Origin of the sequence: Moorena sp. SIO1G6, assembly GCF_010672795.1 — a bacterium.
Taxonomy (GTDB): domain Bacteria; phylum Cyanobacteriota; class Cyanobacteriia; order Cyanobacteriales; family Coleofasciculaceae; genus Moorena; species Moorena producens.
In genome coordinates this window covers 492,842-517,414 of record NZ_JAAHFZ010000001.1, presented here as the reverse complement: position 1 = coordinate 517,414, position 24,573 = coordinate 492,842, and the positions used below count along the sequence as shown (strand labels likewise).

At 43.5% G+C, this 24,573-nt stretch carries 17 protein-coding genes and 2 pseudogenes; 10 read left to right on the top strand and 9 right to left on the bottom strand.

Translation table 11 applies throughout. From position 1 onward, the window contains the following. Window positions 1–423 precede the first annotated feature (423 nt). The 4 genes and pseudogenes from F6K63_RS02335 to F6K63_RS02320 all read left to right on the top strand — a co-directional run. Window positions 424–504: pseudogene (locus F6K63_RS02335) on the top strand (helix-turn-helix domain-containing protein); the annotation flags it as partial. A gap of 15 nt (window positions 505–519) precedes the next feature. Continuing rightward, a complete protein-coding gene (locus tag F6K63_RS02330; RefSeq protein ID WP_287310606.1) occupies window positions 520–3,096 on the top strand; it encodes a dynamin family protein in 2,577 nt (858 codons plus the stop codon). Continuing rightward, window positions 3,089–4,138, top strand: coding sequence for a diguanylate cyclase regulator RdcB family protein (locus F6K63_RS02325; protein WP_287267757.1), 1,050 nt, complete (start codon window positions 3,089–3,091; stop codon window positions 4,136–4,138). Before F6K63_RS02330 ends, F6K63_RS02325 begins: the two co-directional genes overlap by 8 nt. A 5-nt stretch (window positions 4,139–4,143) precedes the next feature. After that, window positions 4,144–5,178: a patatin-like phospholipase family protein gene (locus F6K63_RS02320; protein ID WP_287267756.1), complete on the top strand. Its 1,035-nt coding sequence runs from the start codon at window positions 4,144–4,146 to the stop codon at window positions 5,176–5,178. Between the two features lie 269 nt (window positions 5,179–5,447). Here the strand turns inward: F6K63_RS02320 and petA are convergent, their stop codons facing one another. Continuing rightward, window positions 5,448–6,437 carry a cytochrome f gene (petA, locus tag F6K63_RS02315; protein WP_287310720.1) on the bottom strand — a complete coding sequence of 330 codons (990 nt, stop codon included), beginning with the start codon at window positions 6,435–6,437 and terminating at the stop codon, window positions 5,448–5,450. 114 nt (window positions 6,438–6,551) lie between these two features. Next, entirely contained in the window at window positions 6,552–7,094 is a 543-nt protein-coding gene (petC, locus tag F6K63_RS02310; protein ID WP_287293344.1) for a cytochrome b6-f complex iron-sulfur subunit, read from the bottom strand. A gap of 238 nt (window positions 7,095–7,332) precedes the next feature. Here petC and F6K63_RS02305 point away from each other — a divergent pair, with 238 nt between their 5' ends. Further along, window positions 7,333–7,650, top strand: a complete 318-nt coding sequence (locus F6K63_RS02305; protein WP_287310604.1) for a DUF3067 family protein — start codon at window positions 7,333–7,335, stop codon at window positions 7,648–7,650. Between the two features lie 70 nt (window positions 7,651–7,720). Here the strand turns inward: F6K63_RS02305 and F6K63_RS02300 are convergent, their stop codons facing one another. Further along, a complete protein-coding gene (locus tag F6K63_RS02300; protein ID WP_287310603.1) occupies window positions 7,721–8,095 on the bottom strand; it encodes a hypothetical protein in 375 nt (124 codons plus the stop codon). 182 nt (window positions 8,096–8,277) lie between these two features. Here F6K63_RS02300 and F6K63_RS02295 point away from each other — a divergent pair, with 182 nt between their 5' ends. Then, complete coding sequence (locus F6K63_RS02295; RefSeq protein WP_287262922.1) at window positions 8,278–8,493, top strand: hypothetical protein; 216 nt, start codon at window positions 8,278–8,280, stop codon at window positions 8,491–8,493. A gap of 162 nt (window positions 8,494–8,655) precedes the next feature. Here the strand turns inward: F6K63_RS02295 and F6K63_RS02290 are convergent, their stop codons facing one another. The 3 genes from F6K63_RS02290 to F6K63_RS02280 all read right to left on the bottom strand — a co-directional run bounded on the left by F6K63_RS02290 (window position 8,656) and on the right by F6K63_RS02280 (window position 18,075). After that, complete coding sequence (locus F6K63_RS02290) at window positions 8,656–14,694, bottom strand: translocation/assembly module TamB domain-containing protein (protein ID WP_287310601.1); 6,039 nt, start codon at window positions 14,692–14,694, stop codon at window positions 8,656–8,658. 269 nt (window positions 14,695–14,963) lie between these two features. Next, window positions 14,964–16,898 (bottom strand): glycosyltransferase family 39 protein, encoded by a 1,935-nt coding sequence (locus tag F6K63_RS02285; protein WP_287310600.1) that lies wholly within the window; start codon window positions 16,896–16,898, stop codon window positions 14,964–14,966. Window positions 16,899–17,139: 241 nt separating this feature from the next. Continuing rightward, complete coding sequence (locus F6K63_RS02280; protein ID WP_287310599.1) at window positions 17,140–18,075, bottom strand: ATP adenylyltransferase family protein; 936 nt, start codon at window positions 18,073–18,075, stop codon at window positions 17,140–17,142. A 554-nt stretch (window positions 18,076–18,629) separates the two neighbouring features. Here F6K63_RS02280 and F6K63_RS02275 point away from each other — a divergent pair. Both F6K63_RS02275 and F6K63_RS02270 read left to right on the top strand, forming a co-directional pair. Continuing rightward, window positions 18,630–19,277 (top strand): annotated as a pseudogene (locus F6K63_RS02275) (Uma2 family endonuclease). A 447-nt stretch (window positions 19,278–19,724) separates the two neighbouring features. After that, complete coding sequence (locus F6K63_RS02270) at window positions 19,725–20,693, top strand: Uma2 family endonuclease (RefSeq protein WP_071107172.1); 969 nt, start codon at window positions 19,725–19,727, stop codon at window positions 20,691–20,693. A 399-nt stretch (window positions 20,694–21,092) separates the two neighbouring features. On the opposite strand, the gene frp is transcribed toward F6K63_RS02270, so the two are convergent. From frp to crtW, 3 genes are all read right to left on the bottom strand, one after another. Then, window positions 21,093–21,413, bottom strand: a complete 321-nt coding sequence (frp, locus tag F6K63_RS02265) for a fluorescence recovery protein (protein WP_071108109.1) — start codon at window positions 21,411–21,413, stop codon at window positions 21,093–21,095. A gap of 299 nt (window positions 21,414–21,712) precedes the next feature. Beyond that, complete coding sequence (locus tag F6K63_RS02260) at window positions 21,713–22,672, bottom strand: orange carotenoid-binding protein (RefSeq protein WP_071107171.1); 960 nt, start codon at window positions 22,670–22,672, stop codon at window positions 21,713–21,715. A gap of 48 nt (window positions 22,673–22,720) precedes the next feature. Further along, window positions 22,721–23,482, bottom strand: coding sequence for a beta-carotene ketolase CrtW (gene crtW, locus F6K63_RS02255; protein ID WP_071107170.1), 762 nt, complete (start codon window positions 23,480–23,482; stop codon window positions 22,721–22,723). A 93-nt stretch (window positions 23,483–23,575) separates the two neighbouring features. On the opposite strand from crtW, the gene F6K63_RS02250 reads away from it, so the two are divergent. Together F6K63_RS02250 and F6K63_RS02245 are read left to right on the top strand one after the other, a co-directional pair. Next, the gene (locus F6K63_RS02250; RefSeq protein WP_137985819.1) at window positions 23,576–23,773 is read left to right on the top strand and encodes a hypothetical protein; all 198 of its coding nucleotides are present in this window, start codon (window positions 23,576–23,578) and stop codon (window positions 23,771–23,773) included. A 4-nt stretch (window positions 23,774–23,777) separates the two neighbouring features. Continuing rightward, a partial coding sequence (locus F6K63_RS02245; protein ID WP_287310718.1) for a Uma2 family endonuclease occupies window positions 23,778–24,573 on the top strand: 796 nt, incomplete at its 3' end.

Sequence of the window (24,573 nt, the reverse complement as noted above, 5' to 3'; positions counted from 1 at the left end):
GAGTTGTAAACTAGATTGTAATTTTTTCTAATCAAAACAAACGCTGTATTGCTGACTAAGGTTACCAGATCCAGAGTTTTATGTTCCCTAAAGCGTTTAATCCTATGTTTACATCTCAAATAGAAATACTATACATGAACTCCCCCAAGTTAAGTTAAGTTACTCAATGTCACTTAACTTAACAATTAAAAGTGTTTAGCTTACCAGTAAATAGTGTATAATCACTGCATACAGCTTTTCAAGCTATGCAGCGCGGTCTTGGAGAGTTTGAAGTTCCCGTAGAACAGGGTCGCCTTTCTGGGTGCTCGGTTATCCATAAAAGGGTTAAATATGCATGTAATAAGGCGACCCTGTTCAAGGTTTCATCGACCCAGCGCGGTCTTGGGGGAAACCCCCATGAGCGACTGGATCAAGACACTGTGAATACTAACACTCAAATACTGCTACCGACTCTACCCCGATGCTACTCAACAGCAAACGCTGATTGAGTGGATGGAAATCTGTCGGACGACCTACACTATGGGTGGCGATAGATTAAAGATTGGTGTAACAGTCGGAAGGAAAAAAACGACTCCCATAGCTTTGGATGTTTTTGGTTCATCTGTTATTAACGTGACGCAAGGAGCAGAGGTAGAAGCAATGTATTCGAGAGACTTAAAGTTTGATATTGAGGGTTTACAACAAGACGTTATTACACGACTGGATCAAATCAGTGAACTGATGACGACTGCTAGTAACATACTAGGAGAAGAAAATTTAAATAAAAAATACACTAAATTTAAGCAGGAAGTAGATACTGCCAAACAGCAGGTGGAAAATCTGGAATTAGTCATGTCGATTATCGCGCCCATGAAGGCAGGTAAGTCTACAGCTATCAATGCGATTGTTGGGCAGGAACTTCTGCCTAGCCGCAGTGATGCCATGACCACACTCCCTACAGAAGTTGTCTTTAAAGCTGAATTAGAACAGCCAATTTTGAAGTTGAGTCAACAAGTAGTTTCTGTGTTTAGCAAGACAATTGCGGCTTTGCGGAGCAATCTTCAAGAGTTTGACACTGACCAAATGAAAAGGATCAGGGCTAAATATGGACATCTGGATTACTTATTTAAATTATTTGAAAAAAAACAAAATCCGTCTTCACCTTCACTAGTCCCTAAACAGGAAACCTTTGACTTGAATGACATCCGGGGAACTCTGACTGTTTTGAATGACATTATCCGTTTGTGCAGCCTGATCGATGGAGTTGAAGATCCTATTGGTGAACTTCTCGGTCTTGATTCTCCGCGCATTGAAACTCCCTTTTGGCAACAAGATGCTCAGGAAACTGCAAACGTCGGGAATCTAGTAATTATTGATACCCCTGGCTCTAATGAAGCTGGACAAGAGCAGAGACTAGAGACTGTGATCAGAAAGCAGATTGAAAAAAGTGCAGTTGTTTTGATTATGCTCAATTTTGGCACAATCGGCGCAACTGATAACGATAAAGTTAAAACTGAAGTTGAGAACGTAAGAAAGTTACAAGGTAGAGGGAAGGATAACCTATACGTTTTGGTAAACCAGATTGACAGACGTGGAAAAGGTTCCAGGACTCCTGAGCAAGTCAAGGAGTTTGTCAAACAGGCATATGGCATAGGTGATTCTGGTGATAATAAAGATACAAATAGAGTTTTTGAAATATCAGCTCACTGGGCACTGTTCTCTGCTAATTTCTTTGTTCAAGGACTAGATAAAAATAAAGATAAAGCTAAAGATGATATCAAAAGCCGACCAGATATTGCCAGAGATTTACTAGGAGCAGAGTGGGAAGAAGATCTTGAAGATGCCTCTTTGGAGGAACTGGAGCGTAAAGTTAGGAGGCTGCGAGAAAGATCAGGTTTTGATAAATTTCTTAAGAAAGCCATTGAGGAGTTAATGCTCTTTGCAGCGCCTAAATCCATGAAGGAAGCACTTCAAGAAAGTTGCAGCTACTTAAATAAAATCGAAGAGGATGTAAGATTACAGAAAACAGCTATTGACAAAAAGGTAGAAGAAACCCAAAAGGACAAATATGAATTAGAATCTAAAATACATAGTCTTAATAATTGTCGCAATAGGCTTAAAATACAAATAGATCAAAAACACAAAAAACTTAATGACAAACTAGAGGGACTTATTATTCCCCTAAAGGAAGCAGCACGAGTGACTAGTAACGATTATTTTTCAAATGATCGAAATAAAGCGTTGAAAAAATGGATTCAATTGGCGCATCAACAAGATGTAGCAAAAGAGATTGTAAACAAGATAATCGACGAATTTATTTCTTTTGAGGTATGGATTAAAGAGAAATCAAATTTACCGTTCAATTGGAAGGATGTCAATGGTAATAATGATTATTCAGTTAAATTCTCAAGTCAAGCAGATGCAGAAGAATTTGCTAAACTGGCAGTTGATTACGCAACTGGAAGAACAGAAAAGTTATTTGACAGTATTCGTAACGCGACTAAACAAGAACTAGAAAAATCCCGTCAAGAGCTGAGATCCTTATTAGATAGTCAGACAAAGCAAATAATTGAGGAGGCGATGGAGCAACTATCAAAAGCCTTCGATTTGGAAATTCCACCACCACCACCACAGCCACAACCAAAAATAGACCTAGATTCTATTCAACCTTCAGTAAATCAGTTACCGGAGTATGGATACGTACAAGAATATGAAACTTACAGACCATTTTATTTTCTTTGGCTTGTTAAAATAAAAAAGAAAGTTGAGAGATATCGACAAGTAGGTAACAAATACAGTGTCTACCTGAACGATTTAATTACTCAAATTAATGAATTAATCGATACAAACATTGACAGAATTTATCAGGGCAGTAAACAGTACATTATTGAACAATTTGAAAAGGATACTGAAACCTTTTTCCAAAATCTTCAACAGTACTTAGGTGAATACCAAGACTTGATGAATTGGTCACTGACAACTCAGCAGCAATCTGAGGAAAAACAGAAAATAATGGTGGAAAAAATCAATATTTTAGAAAATTATTATAACGAACAAATCACAAAGGTAACTAACCATCTCAAACAGATAGAATCCTTATTATTAAATAATGGTTAATTACATAACACATCTTCAAAAACTAGACTCTCAGTATCGAGTCCCTATCCTTAGGGATAAAGCTCTGATTGACCTAATAAATGGTATTCAGGTCAACCGCGACCTCATCAGCTATGGTAAGAAGCAAAGGAGTCTGGGTCGCCTGTGGGACTTACTAACTGGCAGCGACTCCCAGCGCCAATCCCTCTTAGCTGAAAATATAGTCGCTGGTCAAAATACACTGTACCAATGGGCATTAGAAATAACTCGTTCCCAAGATATTAGTCAAGTAGCACTGGCTGTTACCCAGGAAAAATTGCTGGAAGCCCGTGAGGCTATTCGCCGCCAGCAACAACTAAATAGTCAACATCAAGAACTAAGAACTCTGCTGCAAGGTTTGACTAAAGAGATTGACTCACGTTTCTCGAAACTGGATGAAAGGATAAATAACCTAGAAGTAAGTACGGCTGCTCATCTGGAATTTGAGAGGATAATAACTTCCTGGGAAGCAAAGAGTACTTACACAAAGCTACCTTGGGTAGTACAGGTAGCCTTTTTAGCACGGCAAGTTTTCAGTGGTGCAGTTGCCAGCTATGAACTCGAATCTAATGATAAAGAATATGATAAAGAATATTTTCGTAAGTGGTTCGTCGATCGAATTGTCAAGTCTCCGAGAAGCCAAGAGATCCCGGACCCCCATATAACTCCTGATAATCCATTCTGTTCCCTTGCAGACCTTCTAGAGCAAACTAGGTCAGACATGGCAGACAATGACCGCACATTAGAATTCGCAGCCGCGTTGTTGGAGGTTCGGTCAGTGCCGCGAGAGCGTCTTTTAAACACTCCTTTGCTATTCACTATTGGTACAACTCTGGAACTGGCCGCCCTCCCTCCTGAAGCTAGACCACCAAAGCCCGCACATTGTGCAATTGGGCTATGTCGCGCTCACATTCAACCCATCGACCAAACCACAGATCGAAGACAATTTGTCGAAACCATTGTGCAGGAAACTGCTAATGACTGTATGGCAATCATGGCAACCCGTCCTACTATCACAAGTTGATCTCTATGGAACACACAAACCCCCAATTTGGACTTGTACTAGCTGGTGGTGGTGCTAAAGGAGCATATCAGGCAGGTGTATGTAAGTATCTTGCCGAAATTGGACTAGAGCCAAAAATTATTGCTGGCACTAGCATCGGCACCCTTAATGGCGCTGTTCTCGCATCCAGTCAATCATTTGCGCAAGGTGTCCAGCGATTGAATCAACTTTGGGAGCAACTAGGTCAAAAACAGGTTATCCGTCCCAATAAGAGTGCAGTTCTTAAAATGTTAAGCTATGGTGCTAAAGCTTTCATCCCAAGTCTGAGAACGTGGTGGTTTGATTTCTTAGTAAAGATAGGGTTGCCCAAAGACCACAACGCAATCTTTGACCCTGAACCTGTAGAAACTCTATTACGGGAAGCCGTAGACCCGGCTAAGCTGCGACAGGGAGTTGAGTTATGGGCAACAGTATTTCCAGCACTGAAAATACCAGGCTTAGACTACGATTTACTGATGCCCTTAGTCGATCTTTTGCGAGCCCAAGCTGGTACATCCGCCCACTGGCTTCGCGTGCAGGACTGCCAAGATGATGAAACTCTCTATAATTTACTCCTTGCCAGTGCTGCCATTCCCTTGGCATTTCCTCAACGAGAAGTTAATGGTCAGTTCTATGTAGACGGTGCTTTCGGAGATAATATCCCCTTGGGAGCATTAGCCGCTCGTGGATGTACTTTTGCCATTGTAATTCACTTAGATAACGGAGAAACCTGGAGCCGCCACAACTTTCCAGACCAAACCATCATTGAAATTAGACCAGAACAACAAATCAATAAATCGAATACGCCAGTTATCGGTTTCATTGATAGTTTGCTAGACTTCAGCCCTGAACGCATCACAGAACTCAAAAAGCGTGGTTATGAAGATGCCCAGCGCTACTTGAAGCCGATTCTCGAAACCTTTATAGCGATTAGAGCCATTCGTTATTCTGATCAAAAAGTGCTCCCACTGATACAGAAGTTGCAGAATGATCGACCACTATTGGATGATCAACAGGTGTGATAAACAAAGGTTGACAATTGATGTAGTCAAGGGACACAACTATAAATCCCTACAACCATCAACTGTCAACCTTTAACCAATAACTATTGCAATAAGCGCGTTTATAAATGAGATGTAAACCTAGCAAGGATTTTGTTATTGGACAATAAAACTGAGGATCTCTTTACCCTCTTGCCTTTTGCCTTTTGCCTCTTGCCTTTTTCGCCAAGAATTGTGTTTACAACCCAGATACAAACGCGCTTTGTGACCTCTAAACCAGCCACTTAATACTAGAAATTCATTTCAGCAGCTTGCACCTTCTCTACTTGCTTCTTCTTCAGAACTAGCAAAACTTGAGATAGCATAATCGCGCCGATGAAAAGCATCAACCACTTAATCCGAGCTGGGTCTTGTAAGACCACTTCCACATCCCTTTGACCAAATCCACCAACATTAGGATCAGTACTCAGAGCTTGTCCTGATACTACCTGATCTCCTTCAGCAACCAGTAACTCTGGGCCAGGGGGAACCGTATCAACTACAGTCTCGCCATCTGGGGTCTTGATAGTGACGTCGTAGCCAACATATTCTTCAAATGTAATTTTGGTAATTTCACCAGTGGCAGAGGCATTAAAAGCATTATTATTGCTAAGGTCCCCAGTGGGGTAAACCTGACCGCGTCCCCGGTTACCACCGACATGAAGCTGGTATTTACCAAAATAGATATCTTGCTCAGTTCTGGGGTCAGGAGACAGAACTGGGAACACAATTTCTTGATACTCCTCACCTGGTAGAGGACCAACGAGTATTATATTTTCCTGGTCTTCGCTGTAAGGTTGGTAGTACATGTCCTCGGTTTCTTCTTGCATTTCCTCCGGAATCCGGTCAGGAGGAGCAATCTTGAAACCTTCGGGTAACATCACCACGGCACCGACCTGTAAGCCACCTTTAGAACCATCACCATAGACCTCTTGTGCTTCTAGGTCATAGGGGATCTTAACCACAGCTTCAAATACAGTATCTGGCAGTACCGATTGGGGAATTTCCACTTCTGTCGGTTTCTCTGCTAGGTGGCAATTAGCACAAGCCAGCTTACCAGTGGCATCACGAGGGGTTTCTGGCGCAGTTTCCTGTGCCCAGAAGGGATAGGCAGCAGCTGACTGGGGAACTGCCAGATCACTGGCAAAGAAAAGGGCCACAGCTGCCACAACCAAGACAATAGTTCTGGCAATCATCCCCTTGCCACGGTTAACCATCACCGATACATCAGGTGTTCTCATCACTAAGCCAAAAAACTCAAAAATTGGTAATTTAAAAATTGCAACTTGTTAATTGCTAATGGTTGATTAGCACTAGTCAATTAACTAAAAACTAAGGACTAAGGACTAAAGCAATTAACTCCACCAAGGTTCTTCACCAGTACGGAAGTCAGTTTCTTTCCAGGGGCTGAAGACTAGGGTGTCGTTTTCCGTTACCGTAGCGTGTGCCAAAGCTAGAGACAAAGGCGCTGGTCCGCGTACTACCTTGCCAGTATTGTCATACTGAGATCCATGGCAAGGACAGATGAACCGGTTCTTGCTAGCATTCCAAGGCACAACACAGCCTAAGTGAGTGCAAACCGCATTGAGACCGTAAGCTTCGAGACCTTGATCTTCAGTAACAATCACATAGGTGGGGTCCCCTTTGAGACCTTGAGTCAGGGTGCGATCGCCTACATTGTGACTAGCTAAAAACTCGCTGACCATGATGTCATTGCCCAAAGCATCTTTAGCTGTGACACCACCACCAGCCCCACCACTGGATGGGGGGATAAAATACTTAACGATTGGGTAGAGAGCTCCAACAAATGTGCCCGTAATTGTCCCAAACGCCAAGAGGTTCATAAATTGGCGACGCCCCATATCTGGAACGTCTGCAGAGCCAGAAGCTTGAGCCATAACTGAACGCCTAAAGGTATACTTTTTTTACAATTCTGGGAAAATTACCAGAATTTTTTGAACCCTGCTTTTATAACTGTAGTGTGATTCAACCACTGGACAGGGTTGCCCAAATCCCTGCAATATAAGGATTCACGGCTTCAACTATAAGTATTATTACATTCTTTTACGCTTTATCATAAAGTTAAGAAGCGTTGTATTTGTAACGAAATGTAAACATTAAGTTAGGGCAAGAGCTATGACAGGACAGGACTTGCACCAACTCCTGCTCAATAAGTGGGGACGCTCCTATGACATCCAGATTCGGAGGACTCAAGGGAAAATCTTTGTTCAGATTATGTGGAAGTATCTGGAGCAGCAATCCTTTCCCCTTTCCGAAGCTGAGTACCTAGAGCATTTAGATACAGTAGCCAACTATATCCGAGGTTGGGGAGGAGCCAGCCAGGTGCAACAATTCATTAACAACACCCGTGAGCGTCCACGACTGGGGAAAGTGGTTTCTATTCCGATAGAACTAGGTGAGCGGTCCTCAGAATGGATGCTGGAGGATTTTTAGGCAGTCGGGAATAGGGAGTAGGGTGTGGGGTGTGGGGTGTTGGGTGTGGGAAGTTTAGACAAAGGCCAAACTAGGTAATAGGTAATAGGTAATAGGTAATAGGTAATGGGTAATAGGTAATAGGTAATAGGTAATGGGTAATAGGTAATAGGTAATAGGTAATAGGTAATAGGTAATAGGTAATAGGTAATAGGTAATAGGTAATAGGTAATAGGTAATAGGTAATAGGTAATAGGTAATAGGTAATAGGTAATGGGTAATAGGTAATAGGTAATGGGTAATCTGTATTTCGGACCGGTCCGTTGACCCCGACCAGTCGGGGAATATGGGGAGATGGGTCAGTAATCGGTCCTCGTCTCGCTATCCATCCCAGAGACGAAACCGATAGATAGGGTCGCCAAAATCGGCAAAGTTTTAACCCTTTTACCCATAATCGACTAACCATAAAGGCGACCCTATCCTTACGGTAACTTCAACACCTTGAAAGAAGGTGGGGAATTCCGCGAGTTTTGTTAAAGCTGTTTGACCCGGTGGTGCGTTACGGGGCGGATGCTGCTGGCGAATTCGTGAAACCCTTATTCTGCCGTAATCTGCTCCCCTCTCCCAAGGTTGGGAGAGGGGCTGGGGGTGAGGGCTGAGGGGGCTTCTTGGTTTGTTAAGAAATATTTCACCAACAGCATCCGGGGCGGGCTGTCTCAACAAGGCGCGACCTTTATAGCAGAAGTCAGAAGTCAGAAGTCAGAAGTCAGAAGTCAGAAGTCAGAAGTCAGAAGTCAGAAGTCAGAAGTCAGAAGTCAGAAGTCAGAAGTCAAAAGCAAGCTAGGACTAGGTTTCGGAGTTTAGGAATGTCCTAACAGTAGCGCGTAGTGCTATATCACGCACCCTACGCCTCTTACCCCGATTCCCGATTCCCGATTCCCGATTCCCAATTCTAAATTCTAAATTCTAAATTCCCAATTCTAAATTCTAAATTCTAAATTCTAAATTCTAAATTCTAAATTATAATTAAAATCGATTTTCATACTCTACAGTTATCTTGGTATCGTCTGAAAAATCCGTAGCACCGCGCAGCAGAATTTCTTCATTAACTCGATAGCGCAAGTTGTACTGAATTGGCTGATCAGTAGTCAACACTTTTAACAAAGAAAATGATAAATTATTAGTAATATTAATTCCTGCTTCAGCACCTAGCTCTAAGCTATCAGTGCGCCTATTATCATCTGTCACTGTAGTAGGGAAAATGCGAAACTCATCTAATCCTGCTGCATCACCAATCAGGTTGCTGACATTACTCAGTAGTGCTGACCCAGCCAGGTTTGCCAAACCCAAGGTAGTATTGCCTCGACCCAAGGTATCCACAAAGCCACCCCCTAATAGGGCAACAATTTCCCCTTCACTACGTTTTGGCATACTATTGAGTTCCACTCGGTCAAAGAGCTGACTTGCTAGCCCTTTTACTTTTGCTTGAACCCGAATAGTTTCTGTACTGCCAAAATTAGTTGGGCGATCGCTAATTTCATTAGCAAAGGTTTCACTGGTAATCGGTTGTTTCCTAGACTCAATTACTGATGCCACCATCTGCACATCTAACTCTGGGTCTCTGCCAAGAGCTGCTACAAATCGAGCGTTGTTGTTGTAATTTTTATCAAGACGAAACTGGGTGGTAAAGAGATTGACCTGACCGCGCAGCAGCTGAATGGTTCCTTCTGGTCTAATATCGCTCATGTCCCCATTAATTAGAAGGGTACCGCTGGCGAGAAAATCTAATACTGGTAGCTGTCGAACTAGGATATTTTTACCTAAGGTTAACTGTAAGTTATTGAACTCGATTAGTTCGTCACCAGCCGATCCGCTACTCCCGATCGGGGCAGTTTGAGATTCAGAAATGGGTACTTGACCATCAAACAATTCGATGTAACCACCAATTCTAGGATTAAATAGAGTCCCAGTAATGATGGTCTGACCTTGAACACCACCACTGTAAATCCCTTTGAGATTGATGGCTAGTTGATTGAGGTCAACGGTGAGGGGATTCTCTAATGCTCTAGCTAGGTCTTGCAATGGCAAATTCCCTACCGCTACTAATTTACCACCACCAAAATTCCCTTGTAAGGTGTCTACAATTTCCATCCGGTTGAAGTTAAACCGGATTTTGCCATTGACTTCTGTCAGGGGTTCGGGTAAGGCTTGGGCAGCAATGGTAGCGTTTTCTACATTAATGTTACCGATAACGGTAAGTTGCTCCAGTTGCTCTCGCCAATCTTGGTCTTGGTCAAAGGTACCGGAAATATCTAAATCTACTTGTCCTCTACCATCAACCCAAGCGATTTGTTGATTGGTAAGCATATTTAATCGGGCAAGTCCTTCGTTTTCAACCTTGAGTTGTACACTGACTTGCCGATTTTCTGGCTCTACTTCGGCAAAGGGTAACTTGTAGGGGATTTTGGCATTTACAGTTAGGGGTTCAGACTCTTTGGTCAGGAAACTTTGGGCAAAGACGTTCAACCGCGCATTGTTGTAACTAAAGCTGCCTTTGATGGATTCGAGGGGTGTTCGGTTGAGGCTGGCATCCACTACGGATATTGCTCCCCTTGCTTGGGGATTGCTTAGACTTCCATAAAAGTCCGCTGTGGCATCAACAAATCCTCCGTAACCAACAGAGCTAGGAAATCTGAACACTTCTCGAATCAAGGAAACCGGGACTTTCTTGAGCCTGAGCTGACCCGATGGACCTTGTTCACTGATACTACCGGACAAGGTGGCTAGGCTCTGACCCGATTGAATCCGCACAGGTAAAAGATTCAGTACCCCTTCTGCAAAATTTCCTTGGGCAATAATTGTCTCAGCTTTATAGGAACCCCATTGCCAGTTTTCCCCTTGGAAATTAAATTCAGCACGGATGCCATCTTTGACTGAACCGACCAGACTGATACTGCCAGTAAAAGCACCATTGAGCTCGGTAAGCTCTGGTAACAGAAAGCTCTCTTGACGCTGCTGCCGTTGTCTGTTTAGGAGCTTGACTATTTCTGACATCCGCCGCAGGGGTTTTTTGAGACCATTTTGTGAATTACCTACTCCACTAACGGCAAGATCAGCGGCTGTGCCGTAGACGGGGGTTTGGAAGCCTCGACCTAGGTCAGTGATCTCAAATAGTTGTAGGGTAGTTAGAACATCCTGGATTTCTCCGAGCTTAGCCTGGAGTTCCCCGTTAAATTCTGGTCCGTTGGGGGTTGGGGTGAGGTTGAGAGCAAATAAGTATTGACTATCACCTTTTTGAAACAAGCCATCGGTTAGAGTAATCTTTCCTTGCTGGTATTGGAAAAAGCCTTGTAACAGCTTACCTCTGAGGTTGTCAAAGATGGGATTTGCGATCTCAATTTCACCGGATGACCCAAAAGTCTTGAGGTTCAGAGCCATGTTCCCAGAGATGTCTCCCGCCAAGGGTTTGCTTAACCATGGTTCGAGGTTTTGACCGTCTACCATACCACTACTCAAAGCCAGACTCTTAATGGTATTGATCGGAAGATTCTCCACGGTCATTTGTAGCTCATCCCCTGACCGAATCCCACTAGCGGTCTTGTCCTGATACTGCACCAAAAAGGATACGGGTTGGTAATTGGGGTCTAGCACAACCTCCAGTTTTTCTTGATTCCCTGCTAGCTGGAGATTTACCCCTGACTTTGGTGCTATACTTACTCGACCTGTCAGTAGGGATTCAAACTCCAGAGGACCAGCAAAAAAGTACCGCAGTCTTAAGTCACCGTTAATTGTCGGAGCTTGAGGAGTACCGGCAATCCGACCGTTAAAACCGACTAAGCCTCCTAAATTTAACGCATAAGGCAGGTCAGCCGGTAATCGTTGCAAATTCAAATTCTCTGCTTGTACCTGGAAATCAAAGGTCTTAATTGCTTGTAAACCCTGACTGCCTGGGTTTAGATTGACAAAACCATTAGCATTGAATCCCTCGGCTGTGGCTTCTTTAATCTCTAGCCTTTGACCATTCCAGTCAAAGGATGTGGCTAGGGAACGCTCAAGTACAGAAATGCCTTTACTAAAATTAAGCTTACCCTTAGCTTGGATTGCTGATAGAGCTTTATCTGGTGTCAATAGCAACGGAGCAGAAATATTGACACTGCCATTGAGACGTCCTCGTAAATCGGGATTAATCTCCCACAACTGGAGATTAGTAGGCTGGAAAACCCCCTGAAATTTACCATTGCTAAACTCAGCTGTTCCTAGTAATTGACCACCAGCAACATTCAGTTGTCCAGACCCTTTGCCCTGAATGGCGTCAATGGTTAAATTATTTAGATTACCAGAGACAGTGACATTCCCGGAAACAGGGCCATTGAATTGGGGCGGGACCGGAGCAAGAGCACCCAAGTCGAGGTTAGAGGTTTGTACCTTGGCCTGGAAGTTACCATTGGCAATATCGATTTGAGAAGCCTGAATTCTACCCCCTTCCACATCTAAAGTACCAGACCCACTAGCAGTAATGGTGCTAGGACTTACCGAATCTAGATTCCCTGAGATGGTAAACTCCCCGGACGCTGGACCGTCGAATTGGGATGGTATTGGTCCGAGACGACCTAACTTGACATTGGATGCTACGACTTGAGCTTTGAAGTTACCTTTAGCGATATCTACTGCATCAGCTTTAATGGTTCCTCCTGCTACATCTAAACTACCAGACCCACTAGCGGTAATGGTGCTAGGACTTACCGAATCCACATTCCCTGAGATGGTAAACTCCCCGGAGGCTGGACCGTTGAATTGCGGAGGTATTGGTCCGAGACGACCTAACTGGAGATTGGATGCTACTACTTGAGCTTGGAAGTTGCCATTAGCGATATCGACAGCATCAGCTTTAATGGTTCCTCCTGCGACATCTAAACTACCAGACCCACTAGCGGTAATCGTACTAGGACTGACCGAATCCACATTTCCTGAGATGGTAAACTCCCCGGAAGCTGGACCGTTGAATTGGGGGGGTATGGGGGCGAGACGACCTAACTTGAGATTGGATGCGACTACTTGAGCTTGGAACTTGCCTTTAGCGATCGCGATCGCATCGGCTTTAATAGTCCCTGCTGCTAGGTCTAAACTACCAGACCCATTAGCGGTAATCGTGCTAGGACTCAAAGACAATACATTCCCTGAGATAGTCAACTCCCCTGAGATGGGACCTTTAAATTCAGAAGGTACTGGTGCTAAGGCTTCTAGAGGAATATCAGAGGCTTGGACTAGGGTAGAAAAACCACCATTGATCAGTTTTACCTTGGTAGCACGCAAGGTACCAGCATCAACCGTTACGCTGCCGTAACCGCTGGCACGGAGGGTTTCTGGTTGGAAAGAATCAAGACGACCGGATAAATTAAATTGACCATTGAACGGTCCAGAGAATTGTGGCGGTAGAGATGGTGCAGGCAAAGTTTTGATGATTGGTGCCACGGAAATATTCTTAGCTTCTACTAACCCCTGCCAGCGCCCACCCCCCACTTGAACATTAGTAGCTCTGAGAACACCATCACCCATGGGCAGATTAGCATAACCAGTGGCACGAAAATTCTCGGGCTTGTCAAGGGGAGAAAAGATCTGGGTTCTGCCATAAACTCGACCCAGAGGAATGGGTAGATTAAATCCATACTGTTTTGCGATCGCATTCGCAGGCACATTCACAGCTTTAAGATCAAATACTGCCCCCCCCTGATCCATAAATTTGATATCCCCCTTGCCTGTGACTAAGCCACCCACTGTTGGTTTTGCCTGCAAGTTTCTAATGGCCAGCTCAGTATTAATAACGCTAAAGTCAGCAGTAATAGAGCTGAATTTCACCTGGTCAAGGGTGGCGGGAGTGGTGGTAAACGCCTCTCCAATCACAATCGGGTTGTCGATAGCTCCAGTGACCTGAAACGTAGCCTGTGCTTTACCTAAAGTTTTTACTGGTAGCTCTTTGATCCCAAACGTCTGTGCATACTGCTGTATCTCAACCGGTTCGCTTTTTACTCTGAGCTTGTAGCCTGACTCAATATCCAGCATTCCCCCAATTTGGGCAGGTACTTGACCGAATCTGGTAGTTATGTTATTGAGCCAAATCTGACTTCCTCGAAAGCTCAGCTTACCGTTGCTTTCAGTGAACAGTTGGGGCAAGGGTTCTAAGCGGGCGATGGTGTCGGAAAAGTTGATCGTACCCCAATACTGCCAAGGCTGTTCAGCATTATTCCGTTGTATTCTCAGGTTGCCACCCAGTTTACCCCCTTGAAGCTTCAGGGGAATCAGAAGTACTTTACTAACCTCTGCCGCACTCACGTTATCGACATCAAGGTGCAAGTCAGTTTCTTCTTGAGAGAGGCGGTAATCTCCCTTAACCTTTAAATTTCCCCCACTTAACGGCTGACTATTTACATCAAAGCGAATCAGCTCACCTCCGTCGATAAATTTACTTTTCCCCCTAACCTCAGTAAATCTCATCGGTGGTTGTTTGATTCCCACTTCAGATCTTGGCACCACCACCACATCCGCATCCCGCCACCGCACCACCTTTGGGTCTACCTTAAACGCAGAATCTTGGGCAGTTTGTGTAAATGCTGTAGACACCCAGTTTAAATCTTTGTCCTGTTCAACATATATATTAGGTTCAACTAGGGTTACATCCAGTTCTAGAGTTCTGGTAAACAGCAGTTTAACGGGGTTATAGCTTACCTTCACTGCCTCGGTAAAAAGATGATCGGGATCCGTAGGGGTAGCTGGTATTTGCGAAGAACCAAACCTTACACCATTTAGGGAAAAGCCCTCCACTGGTCCGACATTGACTTTCCGGTTAAGAAAGCTAGATAAATTTTTCTCTACCGTTGGTGCTAATTGCTTCTGGATGAAATACCAAGCAAAAAGGCTTCCGCCCCCTATCCCAGAAACTAGAATCATGACCATAAGCATGAAGACCGGACGTAGCAGCCTCTGCCAAAACCCTCTACTTACCGTAGGTTCTGGAGTATTTTCCGGAGTAGGCTCTGGTAGATTACCAGGATTGGGAGAGTTACTCATCTTGATTGGTTTGCACCTTACAACTGGAGTTCCGAGGGAATATGGGGGCATCGTCATCTTAATTTATCAGGGAAATACAGGGAGTAGGGGTATCAGTTATAGGTGCCTAATACCAAGTGCGTTTCAAGAGGATATCACCATTCCCAATCATGATTAGGAAGAAGGGGCAAAGGGGGAGGAGATGGAAGAAGGTGCTATGTCTCAATGGTGTGAATGCAACTCGGGATCAGGCAGATAAGACTACTACTTTTTTTCTCTGACGAAGCTCCCTATCTTGATAGTTTCCAGAGCCAAGATTGATCCGTAGGTTTAACCCTATAGTTATGGGTGGTTTCAATTCCCTGACGCAATTCCTCTGACGGTCGATAAAGTAAAACATTTTTGAAACCCTCCGGAATCTCCGGTATGTTGGTAGAGCTATTGGATTTATCCAATAACATCAGCTGTACATCCGGACGAAGTAGATGACACAGAGATAGAACCCTACCGGGAATTTCATTACTGATCAAGAGTGGTTGTGGGATTTGATTAATCCAAGCGGCTACGGGGGGATTATTGCGACTCTTTGCATAGCTCTTGTGCCACCAAACTGGCAGTTGAGAGCTGACGATACAGGAGAGTATGCCGCTAAATGCCAGAGCAATTGCTATAGACTTCCAAGTTTTAGGATTTTTTCGGGTTTTTTCCATGGGCACCATGTCATGGTCACCCCTTACTTGCCCATCTTGTCTATCTTCGGTATTTGCTAAATTTCCATTCATCATGCCCATGGTGGGCAATCCCTTTTTTCCCTTATCTTTGGTAAGTTTTCCTGAGTTTTTAGCTTGGGTTGTCAGGAAATAAGCAATAGCTAACTGAATGCCTAGATAACAGGGAATAGCATAGCGAGTAATGCTAGAACGGCGACCACCTAAGAGCACATCTGGACCGATTAGAGCAATTCCTGTCACTCCAATTAAGGTAATAATAAATACCCAAGCATGCTGAGGAGCCTTACGACAAAGATAGTAGAGGGCGTATACTGCTAAAAATAAACTGAGATAGTGGAGGGGACTCAAAGGATGGATGCCTTGGTTAACATCAAAGAAAATCCGACTGAGGTTTAAGGTCCAAAATAGGGGTAAGAAGCCTGAACGACTATGATTAACTGAGTCAGTATTAGCGATAAATTTGGAGAAATTAGTGATAACAATGATTAGCCAAGGGGAGAATAGCAATACTCCTCCTAAGGAGGCTAGTAAATAGCTAGTTACTCGCTTAGTCCAGCGACCACCTTCGGTAATTAATACATACAATCCCTGTCCAATTAAGACAAAGGCTGAGAAAGGGTGAGTATAAAGTGCTAAGGCAACAGTAAAGCTATAGATAATCCATTGATAAGGTTTTTTAATGAATTGCTTTATTCTAGAATAATTCATTGCCCATAATAGGACTGCACTAGAAAGCAAAATGCTAACAGTCCATAAACTATATTCTCGGGCTTCTTGGGCATACAAAACATGAAAGGGAGAAATAGCAATTATGGCAACAGCTACCCACCCGATTAATTTTGAACCAAATAGTTCTAAACACAGCCAGTAAGCACAGGGCAATGCTAATAAGCTAATTATTACTGATAGCAGTCTAATAGTTACTACGGAATTGCCAAAGGTTTGTAACCATAACCTCGCCATTAGGTAGTAAAGGGGCGAATGTTCTGGATTACCTGCTAGGGAATTAATGGTGTCATTGATATCTTTTTTATGATTAGGAAATTGGTAGTATTTTAACAAATTTTCTACGCTGATAATCTGACCATCGAAAATTGTTTCTACTAGTTCGGTTCGAGTGTGACCAGAAATTCGAAGGGAGGTCATAGTCTCGTCGTACCAGTAAACTTTACGGTCTAGGTTGTAAAATCTAAAGACTACTCCCAGTACGATTACGATGATCAGTAAATTTCTAAACCAGATAGAATCAAGAGTAATTTTCTTGATCATGCTAACTACGATAATTAGGGGATAATTGAAACTATAGCAAAGGGAACAGGGAATAGGGAACAGGGAGTAGGGAGTAGGGAGTAGGTAGTAGGTAGTAGGGAGTAGGGAGTAGGGAGTAGGGAGTAGGGAGTAGGGAGTAGGGAGTAGGGAGTAGGGAGTAGGGACTTCGGAGCAGGGAGAAATAGGAAAGAGATCCAAAGAGTTTTTGATGTTATGATCAATCATCAAGATTGTTAATGAGCTATTTATAAATGCTATAGTAAAGATGGTTTTAAGGGAATTAGCATCAAAGAAGACTGTACCTCATAACTCCGATAAACGCTAATCTAAAATATAAAAAGGATACTTGAAAAGAAATACCTTAAAATTGGCAATTATAGCTTTTTTTATCCTAATGAGGTACATTCAAGTTTCTTACCCCGACTCCCTACTCCCTACTCCCAGATCCGCTGTTCCCTTTCCTTAATTACCAAGTAACAGCAACGTTTCTCAAAATTGTCATTGGACCTTGGTCTTTCAGACGTTTCATTTGCTCTTGGTTTCGGACTAGGAGAGCTCCGGCAAATCCGAGGGAATTGACCCCAATTGACTGGAAATCTGGTTGAGAACGGGGTAAAAGCAACATCCATTGCCTTGTGGCGAGGAGATTGTAGGCACCAGATTGCTTGTTACCATTGGCATTATTCCATGGCAACCCCACTGCACTCAGTAATCTATGGTACAAATCAAGGCTGGCTTGAGCAGCATCCCACGGAGAGTTTACCCAACTAGGGTCAAGCTCAGCAATAGCATGGATGAAGGGCAGGGTTGGGATGGTGCCAACAGAGTCCTGAAAGCTAGCTGATGCGATCGCATTTTCGATCGGGATGTTAACTCCTTCAGGAGCTAGGGGCAGAGGAACTAGTTGCAAGTGCTTGTGTCGTTGACTCGCACCACCAATCTTTCCAGCATTATAGAATGCCAAGCCATCAATTTCCCCAAGACATGCCCACATAGCTGCAAAATCCTGCAAGGTCAGCCAAGTATCTTGCTCCTCGAAGGCACGGGTGATGATCAGCAGGTGATGGTCAACTACGTTGTATTTGTTCAACAGACACAGGTGGGTGTCGGAAAGGTCTGCTACAAATAAATCTTGTTCGTAGGGAAGAAAAGGGTTGAAATCCTTCGATGAAGTAGCTGTTTTTTCGTCTTGCTTCTTCTTGGCTTTGTCTTTCCATACCAGATTAGACAAAATCCGCACCAGGAAGCGAATACCCTCCTGTTCTACGAATTCGTATTCTGTCGCTATGGAGTGGAGTGCTTTACATTCAAGAGCGTGTTGGGTTTGTGCTTTCAGTTTCGGCCACAATGTACCTGGTTCTAGTACTAGTGTTCTTTCGGTAATTGGTTGTTCTTCAATCATAGCGATCGCATTTCCTTCAGCTTCTATTGCAATCTTAAATCATTTGTCAAAAAGCAAGCATTCAGCGGTCAGCCGTGAGCTAAAAGCTCACGCTACTTGAGGTGCTTAAAATAAACCTCGAATAGGGACTTCGGAGCAGGGACTGAGGCCGTAGGCCACGCGGGGCGCGTTCGGAGCAGGGGGAAGAAAGTTGACTGTACCTGATCAGAATAATAAACGCTATACTATTAGCGATTAACCTTCAAAAAAAAGTAACCCTATCACTTAAAAATAAAGTAACTATTTTAAAATATAAACTACTATAGTTATTTTTAGTAATATGTATTAAAATTGATTTAGAATAACTCAAAAAAACTCTGATACCTTTGCTACTACTCCCGATTCCCGACTCCCGACTCCCGACTCCCGATTCCCGACTCCGACTCCCGACTCCCGACTCCCGACTCCCGATTCCCGACTCCGACTCCCGACTCCCCAAAAACTAGTACAAAAGTTACTCAACCAATTGAGCACTGCTATCAATAAAAGTAATCCTAAAGAGGTAATCCTATACCATGATCACAGGAAATTATGAACTGGCTGAACACCGGGTAATTTGCAAAAATGTCAGTTGGCAGATATTTGAACAATTACTCACAGAATTAGGAGAAGACCGCTCCACTCGCTTGGCTTACGATGACGGAACATTAGAAATTATGACTCCCTTAGGTCCCCATGAAAATAATAACCGCTTTATTGAACGCTTGATTGGTGCGATCGCTGATGAATTAAATTTAACTATTAAAACCTTTGGCTCCTTGACTCTTAAGCGAGAAACACGGTTAAAAGGGGCAGAGCCTGACTCCTGTTACTATCTCCAAAATGAGCCATTGGTAAGACATAAGCAAACTATTAATTTAGATCATGACCCACCGCCTGATTTAGTCTTAGAAATCGATATAACCAGTGGTTCTTTAGATAAGCGTCCTATTTATGCAGCGCTTGGTGTCCCTGAATTGTGGCGTTATAATGGACAAAAATTATAAGTTTTTGTGCTACAACAACCGATTTTAATTTATAATCAAGTAAATCAGAGTCCAACCTTCCCTTGGATGCCTTTGAATGCTATACCTAGGTTTATTAACCAAAGTTTAGTTGATGGCGAAACAGCAACGTTACGGGCGTTTAGGGCTTGGGTTAGAAAACAAAATAATTTTGAGTGATAACTGCTAGCTTATTAGCTAGTATCTCAAAATAGATAATGACCTAAACACTGATTTATAATAACACCAAATAATATAGCAATTATTATAGCTATGAGGTACAAAGCGATCCCCCTAAATCCCCCTTAAAAAGGGGGACTTTGAGGTTGAGAAGCGTACCTCACAACTGCAATAAACGCTATAATCGGATTTCTTTACTCCTGTTCCCTATTCCCTACGGGTGCATCTCATTTTTGCTATTTGACCCAGTGGTGCGTTACGGGGTGGGCTATTTCAAAGCTGGCGAAGAGCTGGAAAATCAGGGCGATCCCACCCCTAACGCACCCTACGCAAAATTTACTGTTCCCTATTCCCTGTTCCCGACTCCCTCGGTGCGCTTTCCGTGATGGCGAGCAATCCCTCGCCATCACGGGTCGCACCGCTCCCGACTCCCGACTCCCTAAACAAATGACTAAAAACTTAATTCCCGAGAGTGAAGCTCCTGCTTCTCCTAAAGAAACGCTACCTACCATGTATGACCTGCCGAGTGAGAATCCGGAGGAACCTGGTTTGCCAGACGAATTTCACGATTTACAACCCGAATTATTAAGTCGCACCTTTCGTTGTCAGTATTACCCTTCTGAGGCAGTATTTATTGGTACAGATTTAAATCTTTACTATGATGTGCGCCATCCTCAATGGTATAAACGCCCAGATTGGTTTTTAGTGGTAGGAGTTCCCCGTTTATACGAAGGCAATGATATTAGATCTAGCTATGTAATTTGGCAAGAAGGAGTTAATCCCTTTGTAATTGTAGAATTGCTGTCACCCACAACTGCAAAAGATGATTTAGGGGATAATCTAGAGCAAGAATCTGAAGCATCTAGAAGAGTTGCTGGAAATAGTGATAAGATTCAACTACACGATAGTAATAAAACTAGTAATAGTAGCAGTGAGCTTACCCATCAAACTATTCCTTCTAAGTGGGAAGTCTATGAGCAACGATTACGAGTACCTTATTATCTCGTGTTTAGTCGCTATACCAACCAAATTCGGTTTTTCAAATTAGTCGGAGCTGGTTACCAAGAGCAAGGGATTTTAGCTGATCCACCCCAGATTTGGATTCCAGAACTAGACATAGGTTTGGGATTGTGGTGGGGAGAGTATGCAGGGATAACTCGTAATTGGTTACGCTGGTGTGATGGTTCGGGAAATTGGCTTCTGACTGATACAGAACAGGAACGGGAAGCAAAAGAACAAGCCCTAGCCAAAGCAGACGAAGCTCTAGAAGAAAAAGAACAAGCCCAGCAACAAGTGAAACAAATTGTAGTCAATCTTTTGAAATCAGGGATGAATATCGAACAAGTTGCTAAGATAACTGGAGTTGATCGGGAGGAAATTAGAGAGTTGCTAGGAGAATCTGAGGGGAGCAGGTGAAAAGTAAGCGGTCAGCGGTCAGTGGTCAGTGGTCAGTGGTCAGCCTAATGTTTAATGCTTAAAATAAGGCGTTGCGTCAGTCTTTGAATGAATAAGAGTGGGGTGGGCATCCTGCCTGCCCGAGGCAGGAAACGGGCAAGATGCCCGTTCCACAGGTGGGACCCGTGGCGAATTTAATAATTAGATGCGGAAAGCGCACCTAAAAGATGCCCATTCCACAAAACTATTAAAATAATTCCATTATTAAGCAACGCGAAAATTTTTGGGTCAGCCAAATGCCTTGGAGATCTGGTTTCTGACGATTAGATGCGTTTGCCCTTAAAATAACACTTATCCGATTTTCACCCACCTGCAATCTGCAATCTAAAATCTTTTTTTCAGGAAGCTTGCCCCTCATCTTTACATACGAGAAAGAGCAGTAATCTTGGCCAGCTTGTCTCGCTCCAGAAACTTTAATTCCTCTAGATCCAGCCATCCCTCTTTGAGCAACCTGGCAAAGACGAAGATGAGAGATGAATACCTGTAGTCGTACTTGCCATCGATATCATGCCTCCTCGCACTCAATAAGTCGTGCAACTGCCACACTCCGTCAATTTCAGAAATCTCACTCCCTTTTTGCTTAACTTCGTCAATTAAAGTCTCGATTTCTCGCTCGTAAGCTTTTTTAAAAGCCTCCTGAGCTCCTTTCTTTTCACTTTCAGACCAGTTACTCTCACTCATGCCGTTTTTAATAAAAATATTTAATATAAATAAATACCATATAGGGAGCATCCTCTGCCAGAGAACACTCACCTACTTTTTTCGTAATTGGTTAATTGACTCCCACAGGGATTTATGACTCTTTCGGACTGACTATGCCAAACTGTTAGTTAAAACGATTCCAAAGGTAGCTATAACTGGTTTTATCACTCAAACTTCTAAACCAACGGTCAGCAATGTCCCAAACTATTGCTAGGCAATAATTTGGGGCATCATAGGAAGCAATTTAGCATAACAGGTACGGAAGAGCCAGATTGATTCTAGCGAGCTAAGTTTAACAGTTCTTTCGGGGATGCCAACAAATCAATCGCCACGAAGAAAATCTGGTTTTCTGGGTTTAGCAAAAAGCGCCAAGCAACATTCATGCCCACGTCACCACCAAACCAAGGAGTTTGCACTTTCCCAGTCACTTTAATTTGAGTGTAGTTGTCCTCTGCTGGTTCAGAGACTCCTTTTTCTGGGATTAACTTGAGGTTTTGGCATTCTTCTCGGAAAAACCGCAGCACGTTATCCTTGCCCACAATCGGTTTTTGGAAGGGAGGTTGCAAAGCCCCATCAGGAGTAAACAGGGTAATCAGCGCGTCAAAATCGTTGGCATTTAAGTTGTTCATGTATTTGAGTACAGTGGGATTCGTCACCCCCTCAATCTTGACTTGAGTCCGCTGGGATATTTCTTTGGGTGGCACCACGGGTTCTGATACTCGGGTATAGTTGCCCAATTTACTCGAACTGAAGCCCATATCAACTACACAATTACGCAAGACCGTAATTTGCTGACCGGGATCAAGTCCTTCAATGGTTGCCAGGACCGCTGAGGCATTGGCAGAAAGCTGATAGCCTTCGGGAATAGGAGCGACAAGTCCCTCGTCCATCCACTTTCCTAGCTGATACCAAAACCCTAGCTTGATATTGACAGACCAGGTACCATAGGTACGGCAAATAGGGGTATCAGCGCGGTTAGCTAGGTCACACATGGTTTGGCTTTGCTGCATCGGGGTCATCTCCCGAATTTCATTCAGGGTATTCTCGGCCAACACCATGCTCGCTGCTCCAAGAGCAGCAACGGTAATGGTCTTACCCATTTCCAGGTAAGCAAACCAAATCAGAGCGAGTTGGTCTTCAGCACTTAGCTGATTGAACCGAGCAATAGTAGCGGGAACAACATCAGCAGATAGAGTGCCGGGAAAGATCCCACGAGCTGATTCAATAGTAAATGGCATAGGGTTGCCTCAACTAGTTTTAAAAACAACCTACCATGATTTTGTCCCCTACGATACACTTCCTGGCTCTTCTCTGCGCCGATAAATCTTGGGTAACTGCCACCAGGGAATGTCTGGATGTTCGTGATGTTCTTGATGATAGCCAAAGTGATAGCAGGTAATGAATGACCAAAACAGTGGAAGTTGATTGCTTTGAGCACGATGGGGATGGCGATATCCTCCCTTGGGTTCCCGATGAGGTAGGAAGGTACCAAAATAAAATAATTGCAGGGAACTCAACATCGAGGGCACCAAGACAAACAAAAAGAGATTGAGTGGACAGATGTGCAATCCAGACCAGATCAGGCTAAGAATGGCAAGCAAGCTTCCTAGTCGCCTCCAACTCCAGTAGTTTTTCATAAAGTGAGAATACCAAGGCCAAAAACTACCATTTCTCCCGTCATGGAAATCCGGGTCGAGAGAACTGGCAGGATAGCGGTGGTGCAACCAATGCTCAGTCAATAGTTTTTTATAGGAAAAAAGACCGTATAGCTTGATAGCAGCAGAACCGATCAGATGATTGAGTTGAAGGTTGTGGGGGCAAAGTAGCCCGTGCATCCCTTCGTGGGCAGTAATGAATAAACCTGTGTAAAGAAAAGTCTGCCACCAGATCCCTAGTAAGATTTGTACCGGATGGCTCTGAGAAATTTCCCAAGTGAATAAGAATAACAGAGAGCTTGTCCACAGCCCAATAATGCTCAAGGCAATGGCGATACCTTGAATCTTTTCCTGAACTGTTCTCTCTGGTGTGATATTGATTGAATGTGGCATAAAAGGTGGTGAGACTGTTTGCGGTTTTCTGTTTTCTGTCAAATTCCCTGACCGTCAGGATAAATTGACTAAATCACAGAGTACCTATCGCTTTTGGCTTTTGATTGTGAACATACTCTCAAAGGCAAGAGGCAAGAGGCAAGAGGCAAGAGGGTAAAGAAAGCCGGAATTTTATTGTCCAATAAAAAAAGACCATACAGGTTTACATCTCAAATACAAACACTATATATTTTCTCCTGTTCCGGTGATCCGCTGTTCCCTACTCCCGATTCCCGACTCCCGACTCCCTAAACAAATGACTAAAAACTTAATTCCCGAGAGTGAAGCTCCTGCTTCTCCTAAAGAAACCCTACCTACCATGTATGATCTGCCGAGTGAGAATCCGGAGGAACCTGGTTTGCCAGACGAATTTCACGATTTACAACCCGAATTATTAAGTCGCACCTTTCGTTGTCAGTATTACCCTTCTGAGGCAGTATTTATTGGTACAGATTTAAATCTTTACTATGATGTGCGCCATCCTCAATGGTATAAACGCCCAGATTGGTTTTTAGTGGTAGGAGTTCCCCGTTTATACGAAGGCAATGATATTAGATCTAGCTATGTAATTTGGCAAGAAGGAGTTAATCCCTTTGTAATTGTAGAATTGCTGTCACCCACAACTGCAAAAGATGATTTAGGGGATAATCTAGAGCAAGAATCTGAAGCATCTAGAAGAGTTGCTGGAAATAGTGATAAGATTCAACTACACGATAGTAATAAAACTAGTAATAGTAGCAGTGAGCTTACCCATCAAACTATTCCTTCTAAGTGGGAAGTCTATGAGCAACGATTACGAGTACCTTATTATCTCGTGTTTAGTCGCTATACCAACCAAATTCGGTTTTTCAAATTAGTCGGAGCTGGTTACCAAGAGCAAGGGATTTTAGCTGATCCACCCCAGATTTGGATTCCAGAACTAGACATAGGTTTGGGATTGTGGTGGGGAGAGTATGCAGGGATAACTCGTAATTGGTTACGCTGGTGTGATGGTTCGGGAAATTGGCTTCTGACTGATACAGAACAGGAACGGGAAGCAAAAGAACAAGCCC

Bases quoted from the DNA above. Each gene is read 5' to 3' on its own strand.
- F6K63_RS02330 (WP_287310606.1), top strand. From the start codon at position 520: ATGGGTGGCGATAGATTAAAGATTGGTGTAACAGTCGGAAGGAAAAAA.
- F6K63_RS02325 (WP_287267757.1), top strand. From the start codon at position 3,089: ATGGTTAATTACATAACACATCTTCAAAAACTAGACTCTCAGTATCGA.
- F6K63_RS02320 (WP_287267756.1), top strand. From the start codon at position 4,144: ATGGAACACACAAACCCCCAATTTGGACTTGTACTAGCTGGTGGTGGT.
- petA (WP_287310720.1), bottom strand. From the start codon at position 6,437: ATGAGAACACCTGATGTATCGGTGATGGTTAACCGTGGCAAGGGGATG.
- petC (WP_287293344.1), bottom strand. From the start codon at position 7,094: ATGGCTCAAGCTTCTGGCTCTGCAGACGTTCCAGATATGGGGCGTCGC.
- F6K63_RS02305 (WP_287310604.1), top strand. From the start codon at position 7,333: ATGACAGGACAGGACTTGCACCAACTCCTGCTCAATAAGTGGGGACGC.
- F6K63_RS02300 (WP_287310603.1), bottom strand. From the start codon at position 8,095: ATGGTTAGTCGATTATGGGTAAAAGGGTTAAAACTTTGCCGATTTTGG.
- F6K63_RS02290 (WP_287310601.1), bottom strand. From the start codon at position 14,694: ATGAGTAACTCTCCCAATCCTGGTAATCTACCAGAGCCTACTCCGGAA.
- F6K63_RS02285 (WP_287310600.1), bottom strand. From the start codon at position 16,898: ATGATTGATCATAACATCAAAAACTCTTTGGATCTCTTTCCTATTTCT.
- F6K63_RS02280 (WP_287310599.1), bottom strand. From the start codon at position 18,075: ATGATTGAAGAACAACCAATTACCGAAAGAACACTAGTACTAGAACCA.
- F6K63_RS02270 (WP_071107172.1), top strand. From the start codon at position 19,725: ATGACTAAAAACTTAATTCCCGAGAGTGAAGCTCCTGCTTCTCCTAAA.
- frp (WP_071108109.1), bottom strand. From the start codon at position 21,413: ATGAGTGAGAGTAACTGGTCTGAAAGTGAAAAGAAAGGAGCTCAGGAG.
- F6K63_RS02260 (WP_071107171.1), bottom strand. From the start codon at position 22,672: ATGCCATTTACTATTGAATCAGCTCGTGGGATCTTTCCCGGCACTCTA.
- crtW (WP_071107170.1), bottom strand. From the start codon at position 23,482: ATGCCACATTCAATCAATATCACACCAGAGAGAACAGTTCAGGAAAAG.